The 15,533-nt window shown below is 41.2% G+C and carries 19 protein-coding genes; 11 read left to right on the forward strand and 8 right to left on the reverse strand.

The genetic code is table 11. The annotated features are described in order from the left end of the window. Nucleotides 1-2: 2 nt before the first annotated feature. On the reverse strand, nt 3-1,556 hold the full coding sequence (locus JS40_RS03145; protein WP_034258291.1) for a DEAD/DEAH box helicase: 1,554 nt from the start codon (nt 1,554-1,556) through the stop codon (nt 3-5). Between the two features lie 216 nt (nt 1,557-1,772). Here JS40_RS03145 and JS40_RS03150 point away from each other — a divergent pair, with 216 nt between their 5' ends. Continuing rightward, nucleotides 1,773-3,683, forward strand: coding sequence for a peroxidase family protein (locus JS40_RS03150; protein ID WP_051957479.1), 1,911 nt, complete (start codon nt 1,773-1,775; stop codon nt 3,681-3,683). An 86-nt stretch (nt 3,684-3,769) separates the two neighbouring features. Here the strand turns inward: JS40_RS03150 and JS40_RS03155 are convergent, their stop codons facing one another. Then, the gene (locus JS40_RS03155; protein WP_034258293.1) at nt 3,770-4,159 is read right to left on the reverse strand and encodes a hypothetical protein; all 390 of its coding nucleotides are present in this window, start codon (nt 4,157-4,159) and stop codon (nt 3,770-3,772) included. 172 nt (nt 4,160-4,331) lie between these two features. Between JS40_RS03155 and JS40_RS03160 the strand changes: the two genes are divergently transcribed. Beyond that, a complete protein-coding gene (locus JS40_RS03160) occupies nt 4,332-4,940 on the forward strand; it encodes a hypothetical protein (protein WP_152558123.1) in 609 nt (202 codons plus the stop codon). A gap of 59 nt (nt 4,941-4,999) precedes the next feature. Next, nucleotides 5,000-5,566 carry an ExbD/TolR family protein gene (locus JS40_RS03165; protein ID WP_034258297.1) on the forward strand — a complete coding sequence of 189 codons (567 nt, stop codon included), beginning with the start codon at nt 5,000-5,002 and terminating at the stop codon, nt 5,564-5,566. 5 nt (nt 5,567-5,571) lie between these two features. Here the strand turns inward: JS40_RS03165 and JS40_RS03170 are convergent, their stop codons facing one another. Continuing rightward, on the reverse strand, nt 5,572-6,186 hold the full coding sequence (locus JS40_RS03170; protein ID WP_034258299.1) for a YqaA family protein: 615 nt from the start codon (nt 6,184-6,186) through the stop codon (nt 5,572-5,574). A gap of 194 nt (nt 6,187-6,380) precedes the next feature. Here JS40_RS03170 and JS40_RS03175 point away from each other — a divergent pair, with 194 nt between their 5' ends. The 5 genes from JS40_RS03175 to JS40_RS15445 all read left to right on the forward strand — a co-directional run bounded on the left by JS40_RS03175 (nt 6,381) and on the right by JS40_RS15445 (nt 9,533). Then, the gene (locus JS40_RS03175) at nt 6,381-6,932 is read left to right on the forward strand and encodes a hypothetical protein (protein WP_034258301.1); all 552 of its coding nucleotides are present in this window, start codon (nt 6,381-6,383) and stop codon (nt 6,930-6,932) included. A 252-nt stretch (nt 6,933-7,184) separates the two neighbouring features. Next, nucleotides 7,185-7,814 (forward strand): hypothetical protein, encoded by a 630-nt coding sequence (locus JS40_RS03180; RefSeq protein WP_034258304.1) that lies wholly within the window; start codon nt 7,185-7,187, stop codon nt 7,812-7,814. 11 nt (nt 7,815-7,825) lie between these two features. Then, entirely contained in the window at nt 7,826-8,452 is a 627-nt protein-coding gene (locus tag JS40_RS03185) for a hypothetical protein (RefSeq protein WP_152558124.1), read from the forward strand. A gap of 2 nt (nt 8,453-8,454) precedes the next feature. After that, a complete protein-coding gene (locus JS40_RS03190; protein WP_034258309.1) occupies nt 8,455-9,111 on the forward strand; it encodes a hypothetical protein in 657 nt (218 codons plus the stop codon). A gap of 284 nt (nt 9,112-9,395) precedes the next feature. Then, nucleotides 9,396-9,533: a hypothetical protein gene (locus JS40_RS15445; protein ID WP_160172949.1), complete on the forward strand. Its 138-nt coding sequence runs from the start codon at nt 9,396-9,398 to the stop codon at nt 9,531-9,533. A 51-nt stretch (nt 9,534-9,584) separates the two neighbouring features. On the opposite strand, the gene JS40_RS03195 is transcribed toward JS40_RS15445, so the two are convergent. The 5 genes from JS40_RS03195 to JS40_RS15335 form a co-directional block, all read right to left on the reverse strand. Further along, nucleotides 9,585-9,848 (reverse strand): DUF1456 family protein, encoded by a 264-nt coding sequence (locus tag JS40_RS03195; RefSeq protein WP_034258312.1) that lies wholly within the window; start codon nt 9,846-9,848, stop codon nt 9,585-9,587. 116 nt (nt 9,849-9,964) lie between these two features. Next, nucleotides 9,965-10,165 carry a helix-turn-helix transcriptional regulator gene (locus tag JS40_RS03200; protein ID WP_034258315.1) on the reverse strand — a complete coding sequence of 67 codons (201 nt, stop codon included), beginning with the start codon at nt 10,163-10,165 and terminating at the stop codon, nt 9,965-9,967. Continuing rightward, a complete protein-coding gene (locus JS40_RS03205; RefSeq protein WP_034258318.1) occupies nt 10,162-10,611 on the reverse strand; it encodes a hypothetical protein in 450 nt (149 codons plus the stop codon). Before JS40_RS03205 ends, JS40_RS03200 begins: the two co-directional genes overlap by 4 nt. Before the next feature lie 103 nt (nt 10,612-10,714). Continuing rightward, a complete protein-coding gene (locus tag JS40_RS03210; protein ID WP_034262004.1) occupies nt 10,715-11,359 on the reverse strand; it encodes a hypothetical protein in 645 nt (214 codons plus the stop codon). Between the two features lie 67 nt (nt 11,360-11,426). Further along, nucleotides 11,427-11,630: an adenylosuccinate synthetase gene (locus tag JS40_RS15335; RefSeq protein WP_233273938.1), complete on the reverse strand. Its 204-nt coding sequence runs from the start codon at nt 11,628-11,630 to the stop codon at nt 11,427-11,429. A 125-nt stretch (nt 11,631-11,755) separates the two neighbouring features. Between JS40_RS15335 and JS40_RS03215 the strand changes: the two genes are divergently transcribed. The 3 genes from JS40_RS03215 (at nt 11,756) to JS40_RS03225 (ending at nt 15,448) form a co-directional block, all read left to right on the forward strand. Next, nucleotides 11,756-12,622 carry a sigma-70 family RNA polymerase sigma factor gene (locus JS40_RS03215; RefSeq protein ID WP_034258320.1) on the forward strand — a complete coding sequence of 289 codons (867 nt, stop codon included), beginning with the start codon at nt 11,756-11,758 and terminating at the stop codon, nt 12,620-12,622. Nucleotides 12,623-12,734: 112 nt separating this feature from the next. Continuing rightward, nucleotides 12,735-14,558, forward strand: a complete 1,824-nt coding sequence (locus JS40_RS03220) for an SLC13 family permease (RefSeq protein ID WP_034258323.1) — start codon at nt 12,735-12,737, stop codon at nt 14,556-14,558. 5 nt (nt 14,559-14,563) lie between these two features. Further along, the gene (locus JS40_RS03225) at nt 14,564-15,448 is read left to right on the forward strand and encodes a mechanosensitive ion channel family protein (RefSeq protein ID WP_034258326.1); all 885 of its coding nucleotides are present in this window, start codon (nt 14,564-14,566) and stop codon (nt 15,446-15,448) included. Nucleotides 15,449-15,533: the final 85 nt, after the last annotated feature.

The raw sequence follows: 15,533 nt of genomic DNA on the forward strand, positions 1-15,533 counted from the left end.
CATTAGTCTTCCGGCGGATGACCATGTATCGATTCAAAAATAGCGTCGAAATGCTCACGAAGGTACGATCGTAGTTTCAACCTGTAATCGTCCTTTAACCAGCTTATAAAGTTGTGTGTGCTCTTGCTGATGCATTGCGCATATTTCTCAATTCGGTGATCGATATCATCTCCAAGTAATTTGGCCAAATTGAGAGCGTCATACACATCCTCGCTGTTCTCGGTGCAGATATAGGCATGGTGCTCAATAGAACGCTCTAAAACCACTTTGGAGGATTCTCCTTTGGTAATAGCATCGGTATACGTTTCCTTGATATCGAAATACACCTCTTTGGATTTTGAGAACTGTTCTCGGACAGCTTCCGGCATTTCATATCGAAAATTGCTTTCCAGTTCAAAATCGTCCAGCAACCGGTCCATGTAATAATCGGGTGACCTGAAAATTGCTTGCCAATCCAGATTTGCACCCCAGGGTCCAAAGCGATAACAGTTATTACCCAGATCAATTACTGTAAATGTCGATTTGTTGTTCAGGATCCTTGATCCGCGTCCAATCATTTGATAATATAAGGTAAGAGACTTGGTCGCTCTGTTCAGGATAATACTCTCAATGGTAGGTTCATCAAAACCGGTAGTAAGAATACTCACCGACGTTAATATGGCATTGGGTGTCTCCCGAAACCACTGTAGTATCTTCCTACGTTGTTTCTTGGAAGCCGTATTATCGAGGTGTGCGATGGGTAACCCTGCCGCCTTGAAGGTGTAGTACACTTGTACCGAAGTGTTGATCCCGTTATTGAAGATAAGTGTTTTCTTTCCTTCGGAATGGGTTCTATACGCCTCCAAAAGGGTATCTAACATAGAATTAGTCGCATAGAGATCTTCTGAAGATTTTACGGTATAATCACCATTGGAACCTACTTCCAGTGACGTGAGCGACATATTGTACTGAATGATTTCGGCTCTGGCCAGAAATTCGTTCTCAATTAAATTCTCAATGGATTCACCTGCAATGAGCTCGTCGTAATTGTCGTTCATGGGCAAACTCCGGTTAGAACTTAAAGGCGTGGCGGTGACGCCCAGAATAAAGCACTTGTCGAAAAACTTAAAGAGTTTGGTAAAGGAATTGTAATGGGCCTCATCGATAATTACGAGTCCAATATCGGAGATGTCGAGTTTATCTTCGTTAAGACGGTTGTTGAGGGTTTCCACCATCGCGACAAAACAACTGTATTTGCCTTGGTCTTCTAAGTTGGCGCTGCTGTTCACTACTTTGTTAACAACACCAAAACTGGTAAGCATTTCGGAGGTTTGTTTGCATAACTCGATACGGTGAGTCATCACGAGCACCTTCTTGTTGTGGTGCTTAAGGTATTGCCGGACCATTTCAGAAAAGATAACGGTCTTCCCGCCTCCTGTGGGCAATTGGTACAGCAGGTGATAATCGTCCGGGGCCGATTCGAATTTTTCGAAGATCTTACTAATAGCTCCTTGCTGGTAGCTATACAGCTCTTTGTCGGTCTTTCGTTCTTGTAATCCTATAATCTCTTCTGACATGCCTTCCTTGGTTTCGGGAGTGCAAAAATACTCCCTTTTATAGGTTTTCCATGAAGGTTTCTGAAAAAATAATGTTCCTTGTTAAAGTTTCTTTTAACTGAAATACATTCCGAAGGGACAACCCTCAAGTCACAACATCTCCAAAAGCAATGGGGTGTTTCTCCAATTGAAGATTTCCTTGTACATTTGGGGAACTAACAAAGAATTATGCCAATTATGAAAAGACTATTACTCCTTAGCCTCTTGCTTATAGGCCTTGAAGGTCTTGCGCAAGAGAATCGCAGTTTTGACGGAACCGGAAATAATGCTGCCAACCCAGATTGGGGTGTAGCGAAGAAAAACTTTAGAAATTACACGACCAACGGGTACACAGATCTTATTAGTGAACCGGGCGGCTTGGATAGAGAAAACCCGCGGGTGGTGAGCAATGCCTTAGGAAGCCAGTCTGAATTTATGGCCAATGAACTGGACTTAAGTGATTTTGTTTGGGGTTGGGGTCAATTTATAGACCACGATGTAAATCTGAACGACGATAATTTCTCTGAAGCTCATGATATCCCCGTCCCTGAATGCGATGCTTTGTTTGATCCCTTCTGTACGGGCACCGTCACTATTAGAATGTTCCGCTCCTTGAGCGATCCTGCTACGGGGACCAATGCCGGAAATCCGCGTAAACATGTTAATGAGATCACCAGCTTTATAGACGGATCTGGTGTGTATGGAAGTGACGAGAACAGAGCAAACTGGTTGCGTACCCACATCGACGGGAAGTTAAAGACCTCGGCAGGAAACTTACTTCCATGGAATACAGTTGACGGGGAGTACGGCAGTGAGATCGACCCAACGGCACCCTTCATGGTACTGGACGGGTTTCCACTGCCGGAAAAATTCTTTGTAGGCGGTGATGTTCGAATCAATGAACAACCCGGACTTATGGCATTTCACACCTTATGGGTGTTGGAGCACAACCGTTTATGTGACGAATTGAAAGTGCAGCATCCTAGCTGGACCGACGAACAACTGTTCCAAAGAGCCAGAAAGATAGTAGGCGCGCTGATTGAAGTGGTCACCTACGAAGAGTTCTTACCTATTATGGGTGTTACCTTGGCGCCCTACACAGGTTATGATCCCACGGTCGACCCAACCATTATGAATGTTTTTTCGGCAGCAGGCTATCGCTTTGGGCATACCATGGTGAACGGACGCATTGTTCGATACGACGAAGCTGGGAACGATTGGTCGTTTGGAGCTGTAGATCTTAGAAATGCATTTTTTAATCCGTTGATCCTCAAGGACGAAGGCGGTATCGCACCGTTCTTTCGCGGTCTTGCGGCACAGAAACATCAAAAGGTCGATCCGATGATCATGGATGATATTCGAAATTTTCTTTTCGGACCTCCGGGTGCGGGCGGACTTGACCTACTATCCATTAATATTGCTCGTGCCCGTGAGCGAGGCTTGCCGGATTACAACACCATACGCCAAGACATCCTGCTTACCCCTCATGCTGATTTTAACAGCCTAACTTCTGATCCAAACCTAAGTTCGGTATTACAAACGGTTTATGGAGACATAAGCAAAGTGGATCCGTGGATCGGGTTTATGAGCGAGGATCACCTTCCTAATAGTATTATAGGCGAAGGTATGTCTACCCTTCTAAAGATGCAATTCGAGTTTTTACGTGATGGAGATCGGTTCTATTATGAGAACGATCCCGCCTTTAGCAGTGATGAGATCACGGCATTGAAAAACACGACCCTTTCGGAGATCATTCTTCGGAACACCGATATAGAGACCTTACAGGAAAATGTCTTTATCGCAGTTCCACGCGGGACATTAGCCGTAGAACTATTTTCGTTTCCTGAGGTAAAAGATATCCGGCTTACCGCTTACCCCAATCCAATTCAGAAATATTTCAATGTACGTATCGAAACACACCGACCTGCTGCGGCGACATTACGTATCTACGACATCAATTCGCAATTGATCACCGAAAGAGCGGTTCAATTGCAAAAAGGGGTGAACGAATTGGGTTTTGAGCTGGAAGACCGCTTGGCCAATGGATTGTACGTTATCACCTTAAGTTCGGATAAGGGCAACGGACAACTTAAGGTCATCAAACAATAATTAATAAGGACAATTTTCAACAACTAAAAAAAGTTGCTTGCAACCAAACTGCAAGCAACTTTTTTTTTAAATATACAATAGAAGGCCTATCGTGTTTTAATATCATCTACGTTTACAGGGTTTGCTTTGTCGCATCGGTTCATCATGCGCAATGGTGAATACGTAAACCAGATCTTCTCTCCGGCTTTTTTGAAATTCTCACTTAGATTCACAGGATCGAACATGGCATCACTACCCACCACCTGAATGGTATAAGGACAATCACCTTCTTTATCGGAATAGACAATAACACCCTTACTGTATCCGGATTCCATCATACTCGCTTCGTTATTTTCACCGCTCATATCGTTGCCGGAGTTAGATGTTGTGCTGTTAGAGGTATCTGAAGTCATAGCATTCCCGGTATTTTTTGTAGTGTTGCAATTAAGCAAAAAGACCATTGAAAAAAGCGCAATAGAAACTTTTAGAATTGTCATAGTATCAATTTTTATTGTTAGATACTGTTAAATTACAAAGAATGTACCGTTTCCTGTTTCAATTTAAGTAATAATTATAATTCTGTTACAGTAATTTGTGATCGTTTGATGGTGTGCAACTAAAAATGTGAAAGTTTAAACTTTTTTATACCTTTCGAAAAAATTAGATCTTATGTATAAAATTACTCCTCTAGTCTTATTTCTTTTAGCTTTTATGAACTCCTTCTCTCAGGAGAAACCAATAACCATCTTGGAAGAACAAAAAGGAAACCGCCTATTTCTATATGCCATCAATGAGAATCTCAAAGATTACGATGTGTTGCTAACCGTGGAGGGCACCGGTTTTCGGCAGCCTAAAGGAAAGCCTCGTCTGGTTCGTGTTCCTGCCACGTCTAAAGTAAATGTGAAGAGCTTGATTATTGAAAGAGGTGAAACTCCCAAATACACCTACACCATTGAAGCGAACGATAGTTTGTCGGTACGGGTGCTGAAACCCGAGCATGAACTTATAAAGATCGCTCCAAAGAAACACATTACCATTTATATCACAGATCAGTGTACTACGTGCGATGCCATTGTAAGTGGTCTCGATGCCAGTGTATACGAATATAGAAAACTCGTGTTGAGCGAAGTGCCGGAAATGGAGGCTCAATTAAGTAAGGCCTTTGTGGGAGCTTCAACCACGTTGGACGCAATGACCAATCCGGTAGTAAGTCTGGACAATAAACTATACATAAACGTTGAGACCTACGAGCAGCTCATGGAGCACGTGAATGAATAGCTAGCGCAGGTGTGGCATCTTTTTTGAAGTTTCTCTAATCAACACTAATTGAACGTATTATGAGATCTTCAAACAAAACACCTGCGATCAATGCAGGCAGTACAGCAGACATTGCTTTTCTATTACTTATTTTCTTTTTGGTCACAACTACGCTTTCTAACGATAAGGGTATTGTTCGTGGGCTTCCGGAGCCGTGTCCCGTGGGAGCAGATTGTACCACCGAACACATTGAAAGAAACGTGTTTCGCATTGTGGTAGGTGCTGAAGGTGATCTACTTGTCAATAGGGAGATTATGCCCCTAAGCGATCTTCAACATCACATTAAAGAGTTCGTGCAGAACAATGGGGATGGGAGTTGTTTGTATTGCTTCGGAAAAGGAAGTAACGCTTCTTCCGACAATCCAAAAGAAGCCGTTTTATCTCTAACAACACATCGAAAAGCACCTTATTCGGTATTCATTGCGGTACAGGATGAGATCACGGCCGCCTATAGTGAGTTACGAAGCATGTATGCCCTGAGAACCTTTCAGAAAGAATCCGGAACACTTTCCGAAGCAGAAATGGAAAAAACGAAGAATGCGTTCCCTTTTAAACTGGTGGAAGCGACGTTCGAAACCCGGGAATAAGCCCGTTATACCAAGCTGAATATTGCGATAGCAAAAAGATAAAATCGCACAAAGCGTAAGGTACCAAACAGCAGGTAATTTCTAAATCGGTAGTTTATCGTCCCGGCGGCCATACTGGTCATAGAATAAGGTATGGGAAGCAAAGCACCAACTATAATTAGGAAGCCTCCCCATTTACGTACATTACGTAAATGTTTTGCCATTTTCACCTCCACGTAATTATATACCGAAGGAATACGAAGGATCAATTTTCCTATAAAATAGGAAACGATACCACCCAGATACGAAAGAATAGCCAAGAGACTAAGATACACCATTGGTGAGGCTGTCTTATCGGACCACGCTATGAATATCTCCGGCGGAATAAGCCCAAGAAGAGATTCTGAAGCAAAAAACACCGACAAGATACCCACGGGTGCATAGGTATTGGTAACATGTGTGAAGAAATCACTGAAATCGATTACAAACTGATCTAACAGAACGATCAAAAGAATAAAACCGCCAATGGGTAGTAAAGCTTTTTTTAGGCTCGCTCCCACAAAACGATAAAATCCTGTATAACTGTAATAAGTATGTAGTCTTTTTAGACTGTACTTCTTTGTTTTAGGGGCTGATTTCATGTGCAATATTATATTCGGTACTATTTTAGTAAAATGATGGTGTAGGTTAACGCTGCAAATATACAGATATTGTGTTGGAAAAAAAGTTAAGAATACGCTAATACGCAACGATTGACCAAATTACAGGGCAATTCCCTTTTTCCTCTTCGTGAGAGAATTGTGTATCTTTGAGAGAACCATCATACCACATTTATATGAGATTGACCACATACAACAAGCGTGCTTTATTTGGCGGTATCTTTGCTACCATTGTCACAGGTACAGGAGCATTTCTCCTTGGTAATCTAAGCGGTTATGAAGCGAGAGACCTATTGGCCTCTTCCCTACCCGGGATCAACACCCTATGCAACACGATCGCATTGGCTTCTGCGACCATCTTGGCGTTATTACTCACTCTATTAAGTATTAGTTCGGGATCCAAATCGAAATTGAAAAAAGCGCATTACAAACATGTGTTGCGTATTGCACGTATAGATACCGCTGTATTTATTGTTGCTTTGGTAACCTTTCAGGTGCTGAACATACCTTTTTCGGAAGCAGATAATGTACCCAACAACTGGTTTGTTACCATTTACTATATTTCCCTGGGAGTTTCTGCCTTATTGAGTGGTGCCTTAATAAGTGTGGTGCTCATGCTTTACAATGCGGTTACCAGCATTATTCGGGTAGTTGGCCTCGAGGAAGACGAGCATCCGCTCATCTATAAGGACGATGAAGATGAAGATGACGAAGATGAAGATTCATAATATCCAAAACGAAACGTATATCCACCCGGGAATATCCCCTTCTAAATCGTGAATTAAATAAGCTTCAGGAGCCTATCTATTTTGTAGTCCATTTTCTTGCCTCTTTCTTACTTTTTCCTACACAAAAATCAATGTTTCTTTATTTTTTCGATGAAATGCATTTAATACTCGTTGTAAAACATCTCGCAAAATATTCTTTAACAACAAGTTACGTGTCAAGGGTCTATCTTTGTAGTCCCAAATTGATTGATTATGAAACAAAGTTACCTACAGAGCATTTTGCTTTTCGCATGGATCCTATGCATAAGTGCCCCCGTACTTTCTCAAGTAGGAATTAATACTTCCACACCCCGAAAAATGCTGGAAGTAAATGGAGATGTTCAAATCTCCGGTTCTATTGATGTAGCCATGGATCCTCTTAAGGAGGGACAGGCATCTACCTTTCTCATTCAAGATACAGATGACAGCTTAAAATCTCTGGATGTAAGTAATCCTACCGGAGCTGCCCTGGGATATATTCAAGAATATGTGATCACCAATCCCAACTTGGACTGGGTACGGGATTTTGACACGGGTATTGATGCTTCAGAATTTGTATTAATTACCATCTCGGCTTATTTTGATGAAGAATTGGTGATTAGTACCTCTGCCAACGCTATTGATAACGCAAGCTTACCTTATACCGCAACTTTTATTAAAAATGGTACTTGGCATATTATTGCAGATTACCCCATGGTAGCCAATCTCGATGTGAATGCCATTGGAACTTGGACCATAAAGACCCTAATTTTTTCGAAAGATCTTTCAAAACAATTTGGCACTGTGAATATTCCCATGGGCGATGGGACTACCGGAAGTGCCGTAACCCCAATTATTCAGTAAACCTACTCCCTATGAAAACTTTAAAAACCCTTTGTTTGCTATTCGCAACGCCGCTTGTCATGAGTCAAGTGGGTATTGGAACCACCACACCCGAAGCCGATCTTCATGTGGTTGGAGATGCCTTGATACAAGATACCTTTAAGGTAGGTTCCCTTGGGACCGTTTCTTCTGCCGATGAAGACTTTAAACTTATCACCAGAACCACAAATACCACACCCGTTGGACAGATCACTGTTCTCGATGTAAATACATTAAACGTTGCTCCGGTAAATGTAGTGAACTACTCTTTTACCAATATATCGCTCGACAATCTTACCGACCTCGATCTTCAGTTTGACGATAGTAAGTATGTGGTAGGGGTCGCTAATTTTAGGTACGAAGGAGATGCCATTAAGAAAGTACCAGGTGGCACAACAAAATCCATTGGAAATTTTGTGGTGCGTACCTTTACCAGTGGCGGTAGCTGGCATCTAGAGATCCGCAACAGAACGCTGGACCTATCACCCGGAGATACCGTGAATTATCATGTGACCTTAATAATATACGACAAATCCTATTACCGAAACTTGACCCCTATTGTAACCGACCTTGGCGGCAGCAATACCGGCATCGCTTCATCGGTTCCTAACCTGTATTAATTATGAAACAAGCTATATTTTTATTGTTATTGGGCCTAAGCAACCTTGCAATAGTTGCACAAGTGGGTGTCAACACCATCAACCCCACTACGACCCTCGATGTGGTGGGGGACGTTAAAACCGAAGGCAGTCTGTATCTGGAGAATCCCGGAGATTTTACAGAAATACGCGGCTCAAAACTTTTGATCTTGTCTCCTTCAGATAATATTGTGCAGTATGATATTTCTCAGAGTAAATACGGCCCTATTAATTATGCCGAGTTTGTTTTTAGAAATCTATCAAAGGACGGGTTGCAAGACTACGATACCAAGATTTCCACTGAAGATTATATCGTGACCGTACAGGGATATTATTTTTTAGAAACGGTTAGCAGTGACACAGACATCATGACCCACAGTACGATCGCTAACGACAATATTGAAGGATATCAAATCTACGCGTACGCAAATCCTGTGACACAAACTTGGTTCTTACGTGCCTTTGTGAACAATTCAGAGTTTCATACTCGTATAGGGTCTGCATTCGCCGCCACACCTATCGACATGTATTTGAATTTGATTATATACAGAAAAGGATTTATATCAAAAACATTGGACGCTGTTACAATTGATATGGGAAATGCCGAAACCGGGACCGCTCCCCTGCCCGAAGGTTTCTAAAGCGCATAGCACATAAGAAGACTATATCCCTGATGATCTCAGGGATTTTTTTTGTTCAAATCTTAAATTTTTGTTAAATCATTACTTTGTAATGCATAGTACTGTAACAAATTTAAAGCCCTGTCGTCTATATAGTATAAACCATTTAAAACTTAAAATTATGAGAACCTTAGACAGCAATCAATTAACAGAAAGAATAAGTACTTCCAAGGCGTATGTTTGGAACAACAAGCGTCGTTTTAGATAGGCAGCTACCTGTCCCATCAATCAGAAAATCGAATAAAATGAAATCACGCCGCACGATGCATCGCATCAAAACAATTAGAACAAAATTACGCCCGTTCGTTCTTCACGCCAATGTGAACGAACCCACTTCAATCGAAGATCCTAACTGGATACGTATGAAGCCGAGTGTACTTTAAAAAGCAGACCGACCGACCAGAAGTAAGCTGAACGGATCCTTTAGGATTCTTTCAGCTTTTTTTTGGTTTTTTTTCTGAAGGCTGTTTAGGTGGCATGGGGCCTCGCAAATGGATTACGAGTCCGTTTAAAAAGTTCCGTAGGAACTGGTCCCCGCATTCCATATATTTAGGATGATTCGGGTTTCTGAAGATCGCACCCAGTTCGCTTTTTGAAACTGCAAAATCTACCAAACTACAAATGTGAACGATATCCTCATCCCGTAATTTGTGAGCCACACGCAATTTCTTCATGATATCATTGTTGGTCAATCCCATAAAAAATATTTTCAGTAAAGATACTTCTTAAATCTTGAAACGTACGAGAGACCCTTCAGACATAAAAAAAATAAATATAGGAACCATGAACGATCGCATGGAAGAAAAAGAATATATCAATCTCCTTCTTCGAGTGAGAATATAGCGTTTACCGATTTTCCGAAGACAGCCGATAATTTTAATGAAAGAACCGTAGAAGGTACATATCTGTTGGTTTCAATCGAATTAATGGTTTGGCGCGAGACCCCAATTCTTTGGGCCAGTTCATCTTGTGTAAGATCAAGAATGGCGCGTTCTACCTTAAGTGTATTTTTCATGCGTGACATTTCTTTAGGAGCACATGAAAGAGCATAAGCTGGATTAAAAGCATAAATGTCAACACCTGAAAATAGCTCATCTCCACACGAGCCGTTTCAGGTTCTATTAACAGCGAAACACCATAGGTGACATAAGGTTGTACAAAAACATATACAACGCCCAGCAGAAATGCCACACGATATGATTGCGATCGCAACATGACTATATATTCATCTTCAATTTTTTCTTTTGAAACGGAAACGATCAAAAGACCAAGTAACATAAGGTTGTTGAGCAGTGGTTTTATCCAGGCGGGTTCTGCTTCAGTGAATCTTAGAGCGACCATGACTAGGACAACAAAGCAACTCAGCCCAATTCCCACCTTCTTGTATTTTGTGGCTAACTGAAACTTCTTGATGCGTTCCAAACTTCGTTTGTCCCATTCGTATATATCTTTTAAGGTCATAATGTATAAGTAAAGTTAACAATATGACAAATATAGTTATTATTTTGTAAAGTAAACTTTACATTCTAAAAATATACTTTAAACTACTTTGCCAAGACAAGGTTTATTCCTTTACAATGACAATAGTGGCTTTATCTCCGGTGAGCAAGTTCCATTCTTTTGCAGAGATCAATTTTCCATTTTCGTCGTACACATGAAGTTCTGCTGTGTTCGGTCCGGACGTTCCCTGATTCAGGGCTAAGAAGTCGATTCGATTAAAACCTGAATCCAAAGTGATATTAATTCCGCCGAAACTGCCTCCTAACGTAACATTCGATTGTACAATATCTTCATTGACGAAAACTCGGATATTATCACCATCTACATATTCATGATCACGATACATTATAGTTACGATCCCTGATTTTGTTTTAATATCCCCTAAATGTTGGTCCCCTCCTACTTCGTTGGTGACTGCTTTATCCTTGGTGAAATATTTCGGAGCTGTGTCGGTTTTATATTCTAATAGACCGTCTCCCTTGGTAATATCGAGCTTTTCTTCTTTAGTATCACCCAGGTAATCGTATTTTGAAGGCGTATCAGGGTTGCTTAAACTAGGTGTTTTTACAGCCGGGAGCTCAAATCCGGAAGGATCGTTATTTGGTGTCGTTTCTGAAGCTTCAAATTGAACTGTTCCCGTTGGATTCTCGATCTGAGCAGAGGCGAATACAGCTGCGAAAAGAAAAATAAAGGAAAGAAATAGTCTCATACGTTGGGTCCACATAAATTTCAGAAACAATGATAGCAATAATTACACCAAATATAATACTATGAAACTATTTTCTGTTTTTTCCGCGTCGCCAAATAAAATAGAGCCCAACAAAGAGTAGCGGGATGACAATATAAATAATCACATCGGCCGGATTAGTAAGATCAACGGGCGAATTGGTATCCGGATGCGGCACTTCTTTTGGAATTTGTGCGATCATCCTAGAACTGCACAACAGAAGCAGAAGAAAGAACGGTTTAAGAATTGACATTTTTTTATTTAAGATACTAAAATGTACGTAACAGCACGCTATTTTAACAAATAATGTTAAGAATTTGGAATTGTTAACTTTAAGTGATATTATGCCTTGTTATCAATAATTAAACAGATAAATATATGAGACAACTCAAGATTACGAAGCAGGTTACAAACAGAGAGACGAAATCCTTAAATACCTATTTACAGGATGTGAGCAAGATCGATATGATAACCGCTGAGGAAGAAGTTGAGTTGGCACAAAGAATTCGTGAAGGAGACCAAAGAGCATTGGACAAACTAACACGTGCGAACTTGCGGTTTGTAATTTCTGTTGCCAAACAATATCAAAATCAGGGATTGAGCCTTCCGGACCTTATCAATGAAGGTAATGTTGGTTTGGTAAAAGCGGCCAAGCGCTTTGATGAAACACGCGGATTCAAGTTTATTTCGTACGCTGTATGGTGGATTCGCCAGTCGATCCTTCAAGCGATCGCCGAGCAATCCCGAGTTGTTCGTTTACCGCTTAATAAGATTGGTGATATCAATAAGATTAGAAAAGCATCTGTCCATCTGGAACAGATTCACCAAAGATTACCTTCTGCAGAAGAAATCGCTAAAGAGCTGGACATGACCATTAGCAGTGTGAAACAATCCATGAAGAACGCAAACAGAAGTTTATCGATGGATGCGCCTTTTCAAGAAGGTGAGAACGATAATAATCTCTATGATGTGTTAAGTTCTTCGAAGAGTCCCAACCCGGATAAAGATCTAATCCATGAGTCGTTGCAGATTGAGATAAGTCGCGCCCTCGACACCTTATCACCACGCGAAGGCGATGTAGTAAAACTGAATTTTGGTCTTAGTGGTCAACCCGCCATGACGCTGCAGGAGATTGGAGATACATTCGATCTTAGCAGGGAACGCGTTAGACAAATTCGCGAAAAAGCAATACGACGCTTGCGTCAACAATCGAAGAGTCATATTTTAAAGAAGTTTTTGGGATAGTATTTCCCTAAAATAACCAAGATAATAAGTGCCTAGACAATATTTTAAGTTTTTCTTAATGGTTTTGTCTGGGCACTACTTGTATCTTTAGGGTACTGACCAATACGGGCCTATGACTCTGGAAATTCTACTTGTTTTTGCCATTCTTCTTAGTACCATACTTTTATTTGCCCTTGAAGTCTTTCCGGTAGATAAGATCGCAATCTTTATTGTAGTATCCCTTGCGCTTTTTGGATTGGTGAGTCCGGAAGAGGCGATCGCCGGATTCTCCAACACTGCTACCATTACGGTGCTATCTCTTATGATCATTGCCATTGGCATGGAAGATACCGGTGTGATCTCTGCTCTGGCGCGTATGCTTAAAAACCTACACATACTCCCCATGGTCATCCTGCTTCCAATCTTTATGTTCATTACCGCAGGGATCTCGGCATTTATAAGCACTACGGCCGTTGTGATTGTTTTTATCAAGATCATAGACGAACTCTCCAAGCGCTTCAACATCTCAAAATCGAAACTCTTGCTCCCCATATCTTTTGCGGGGATTATGGGCGGAAGCTGTACCTTAATGGGTACTTCGACCAATTTGATTGTTAATTCGGTCTCACAAAATCTGGGTGCAGAACGCTTCAGTTTTTTTGAATTTACCCTCTTCGGAAGTGTTTTTCTTCTCATAGGAATCATAGTGGTAACCATCGCGTCTAGATGGCTCCCAAACGATTCCGAAGATTCTATAGAAGATCGCTACGGCCTTCAGAATTTTGTAACTACAGCCGTGATCAACAAAGATTCGTCCCTGATCGACAAACAAATAGGTAATACGTTCTTATTCAACAATAAAGATGTCTCCTTACTGAAGCTTACTCGTGACGGACAGATCACAAATGCCCCGGGACAATATATAACCCTAAAGGAAGGAGATGCGTTACTGCTAATGTGTGATCTGGAAAACCTTACTCGCTTAAACGATGCCGAAGGGCTTACCATACATGAAGATCGTGTTCCAAATGATCAGCTTCCGGAACCGGATGGCGATGAAAAAGAATCTAAAAAAGCATTCCTTGGCAATGCCCTTATCGAATTACTTATTCTCCCGGGATCCAATCTTATTGGAAAAACGCTTACTCAAATCAGACAGCAAACTCTTTTAAAAGCGACGCCCATAGCTGTTAAGAAACGGGTGAACATACGTAACACAAAGGAACGTCTTATTAGAAAGGATATTCAAAAAATCAGGATAAAACCAGGAGACCGTTTATTAGTAGAAGTGCCAAAGCCCGATATCCATATTCTAAGTCAAATAGAAAATGTAGCGGTACTTCGGGAACACGAATCAAAACTGGAAGGCAGCCCGCTAAAAAGAGGAACTGCTTTTTCCATCCTTCTGTTGGTTATTGGACTGGCCGCGAGTGGTGTGCTTAGTATTTTAATAAGTGCACTTCTGGGGGTGAGCTTGCTATTATTAACCCGCTGTATCGAGCTTAATGATATATACCACCGCGTCAATTGGCAAGTCATTTTTTTATTGGCAGGAATGATTCCGCTGGGAATTGCTATGCACAATACAGGAGCAGATACATGGTTGTCTGCCAAACTTCTCGACTTTTTAAGTGGGCGTTCCAATATGGTGATCATCGGTTTGATCTTTTTATTTACTATGATCATGAGTGGCGTGGTTAGCAACAATGCAACGGCCATCATCATGACGCCTATTGCCATTGCAGTAGCTGCGGGATTAATGCTGCCCCTTAAACCCTTTATTCTCGCTGTCCTCTTTGGCGCCAATTTTAGTTTTTTCACGCCTATGGGCTATCAGACCAATACCCTAATTTACGGTATGGGTATTTACAAATTCAAACATTTTTTAATTATTGGAGGTATTCTCTCCCTTATTCTTTGGATTACAGGGACGTTTATGCTTTCCACCTTATTTTAAATATTATGGAAGACAAATTCTCACTCGATGATGCCGTAGCTAACCTATGGGACAAACTAGATGGTTGGTTGGATGCGATCATTTTAAAATTACCCAATTTCGCAGTAGCCATTCTTGTAATGCTTTTGTTTTGGTTCTTGGCCAAAATACTCTCGAAATTCTCGAAAAAAGTTTTATTCAAAAAGATCAATCAGGAATCTATCCGTCAAATGCTGGGCAAACTGGTATTTGCTGTTATCGTTCTGGTGGGCTTCTTTATCGCATTAGGCGTGATGGAACTCGACAAGGCACTTACCTCTATTTTGGCCGGTGCGGGTGTTGTAGGATTGGCCATTGGTTTGGCGCTGCAAGGCACGCTGGGCAATACAGTATCTGGGCTTGTATTGTCGTTTTTGCCAAAAGTGCGCATTGGAGATTTTATAGAAACACAAGATAAGAAGGGATATGTTTCCGAGATCACGCTTCGGAATATTGTGATACGTCAAACCGATAACGAATATGTAATCATCCCAAATTCCACTTTTGTGGACAATCCTTTCACTAACTATTCATGGAGCAACCGCTCACGGGTCGATGTGTCTTGCGGTGTAGGCTATGAAAGTGATCTTCAGCAAGTGGAAGACCTGGTCATGAAGATCATTTCAGAAAATTTTGAACAAAAGGAGGATGAAGGGGTTGAATTCTTTTTTACGGAATTTGGCGACAGTTCTATTAATTTCGTGACACGATTCTGGATCGAAAGTACGAAACCCAAACCCAAATTAGCAGCGCAACACAAAGCGATCAAATTAATCAAGAAACATTTCGATGAGGCGGATATCAACATTCCATTTCCCATTCGAACACTGGATTTTGGAAAGAATCAACTTCGACTCCAATCCGATTCTTAAGAATCGCTTTAATACATATAAAAAAGGATGCCACGAGTATCCTTTTTTTTTGTTCTTTTCAAAGTGCTACTGGTTGAACACAATT

The organism is Altibacter lentus (assembly GCF_000746845.1).
In the GTDB taxonomy this organism is placed as follows: Bacteria; Bacteroidota; Bacteroidia; order Flavobacteriales; family Flavobacteriaceae; genus Altibacter; species Altibacter lentus.

Coding starts and splice junctions, on each gene's coding strand:
- JS40_RS03145 (WP_034258291.1), bottom strand. CDS start 1,556: ATGTCAGAAGAGATTATAGGATTACAAGAACGAAAGACCGACAAAGAG.
- JS40_RS03150 (WP_051957479.1), top strand. CDS start 1,773: ATGAAAAGACTATTACTCCTTAGCCTCTTGCTTATAGGCCTTGAAGGT.
- JS40_RS03155 (WP_034258293.1), bottom strand. CDS start 4,159: ATGACAATTCTAAAAGTTTCTATTGCGCTTTTTTCAATGGTCTTTTTG.
- JS40_RS03160 (WP_152558123.1), top strand. CDS start 4,332: ATGTATAAAATTACTCCTCTAGTCTTATTTCTTTTAGCTTTTATGAAC.
- JS40_RS03165 (WP_034258297.1), top strand. CDS start 5,000: ATGAGATCTTCAAACAAAACACCTGCGATCAATGCAGGCAGTACAGCA.
- JS40_RS03170 (WP_034258299.1), bottom strand. CDS start 6,186: ATGAAATCAGCCCCTAAAACAAAGAAGTACAGTCTAAAAAGACTACAT.
- JS40_RS03175 (WP_034258301.1), top strand. CDS start 6,381: ATGAGATTGACCACATACAACAAGCGTGCTTTATTTGGCGGTATCTTT.
- JS40_RS03180 (WP_034258304.1), top strand. CDS start 7,185: ATGAAACAAAGTTACCTACAGAGCATTTTGCTTTTCGCATGGATCCTA.
- JS40_RS03185 (WP_152558124.1), top strand. CDS start 7,826: ATGAAAACTTTAAAAACCCTTTGTTTGCTATTCGCAACGCCGCTTGTC.
- JS40_RS03190 (WP_034258309.1), top strand. CDS start 8,455: ATGAAACAAGCTATATTTTTATTGTTATTGGGCCTAAGCAACCTTGCA.
- JS40_RS15445 (WP_160172949.1), top strand. CDS start 9,396: ATGAAATCACGCCGCACGATGCATCGCATCAAAACAATTAGAACAAAA.
- JS40_RS03195 (WP_034258312.1), bottom strand. CDS start 9,848: ATGGGATTGACCAACAATGATATCATGAAGAAATTGCGTGTGGCTCAC.
- JS40_RS03200 (WP_034258315.1), bottom strand. CDS start 10,165: ATGAAAAATACACTTAAGGTAGAACGCGCCATTCTTGATCTTACACAA.
- JS40_RS03205 (WP_034258318.1), bottom strand. CDS start 10,611: ATGACCTTAAAAGATATATACGAATGGGACAAACGAAGTTTGGAACGC.
- JS40_RS03210 (WP_034262004.1), bottom strand. CDS start 11,359: ATGAGACTATTTCTTTCCTTTATTTTTCTTTTCGCAGCTGTATTCGCC.
- JS40_RS15335 (WP_233273938.1), bottom strand. CDS start 11,630: ATGTCAATTCTTAAACCGTTCTTTCTTCTGCTTCTGTTGTGCAGTTCT.
- JS40_RS03215 (WP_034258320.1), top strand. CDS start 11,756: ATGAGACAACTCAAGATTACGAAGCAGGTTACAAACAGAGAGACGAAA.
- JS40_RS03220 (WP_034258323.1), top strand. CDS start 12,735: ATGACTCTGGAAATTCTACTTGTTTTTGCCATTCTTCTTAGTACCATA.
- JS40_RS03225 (WP_034258326.1), top strand. CDS start 14,564: ATGGAAGACAAATTCTCACTCGATGATGCCGTAGCTAACCTATGGGAC.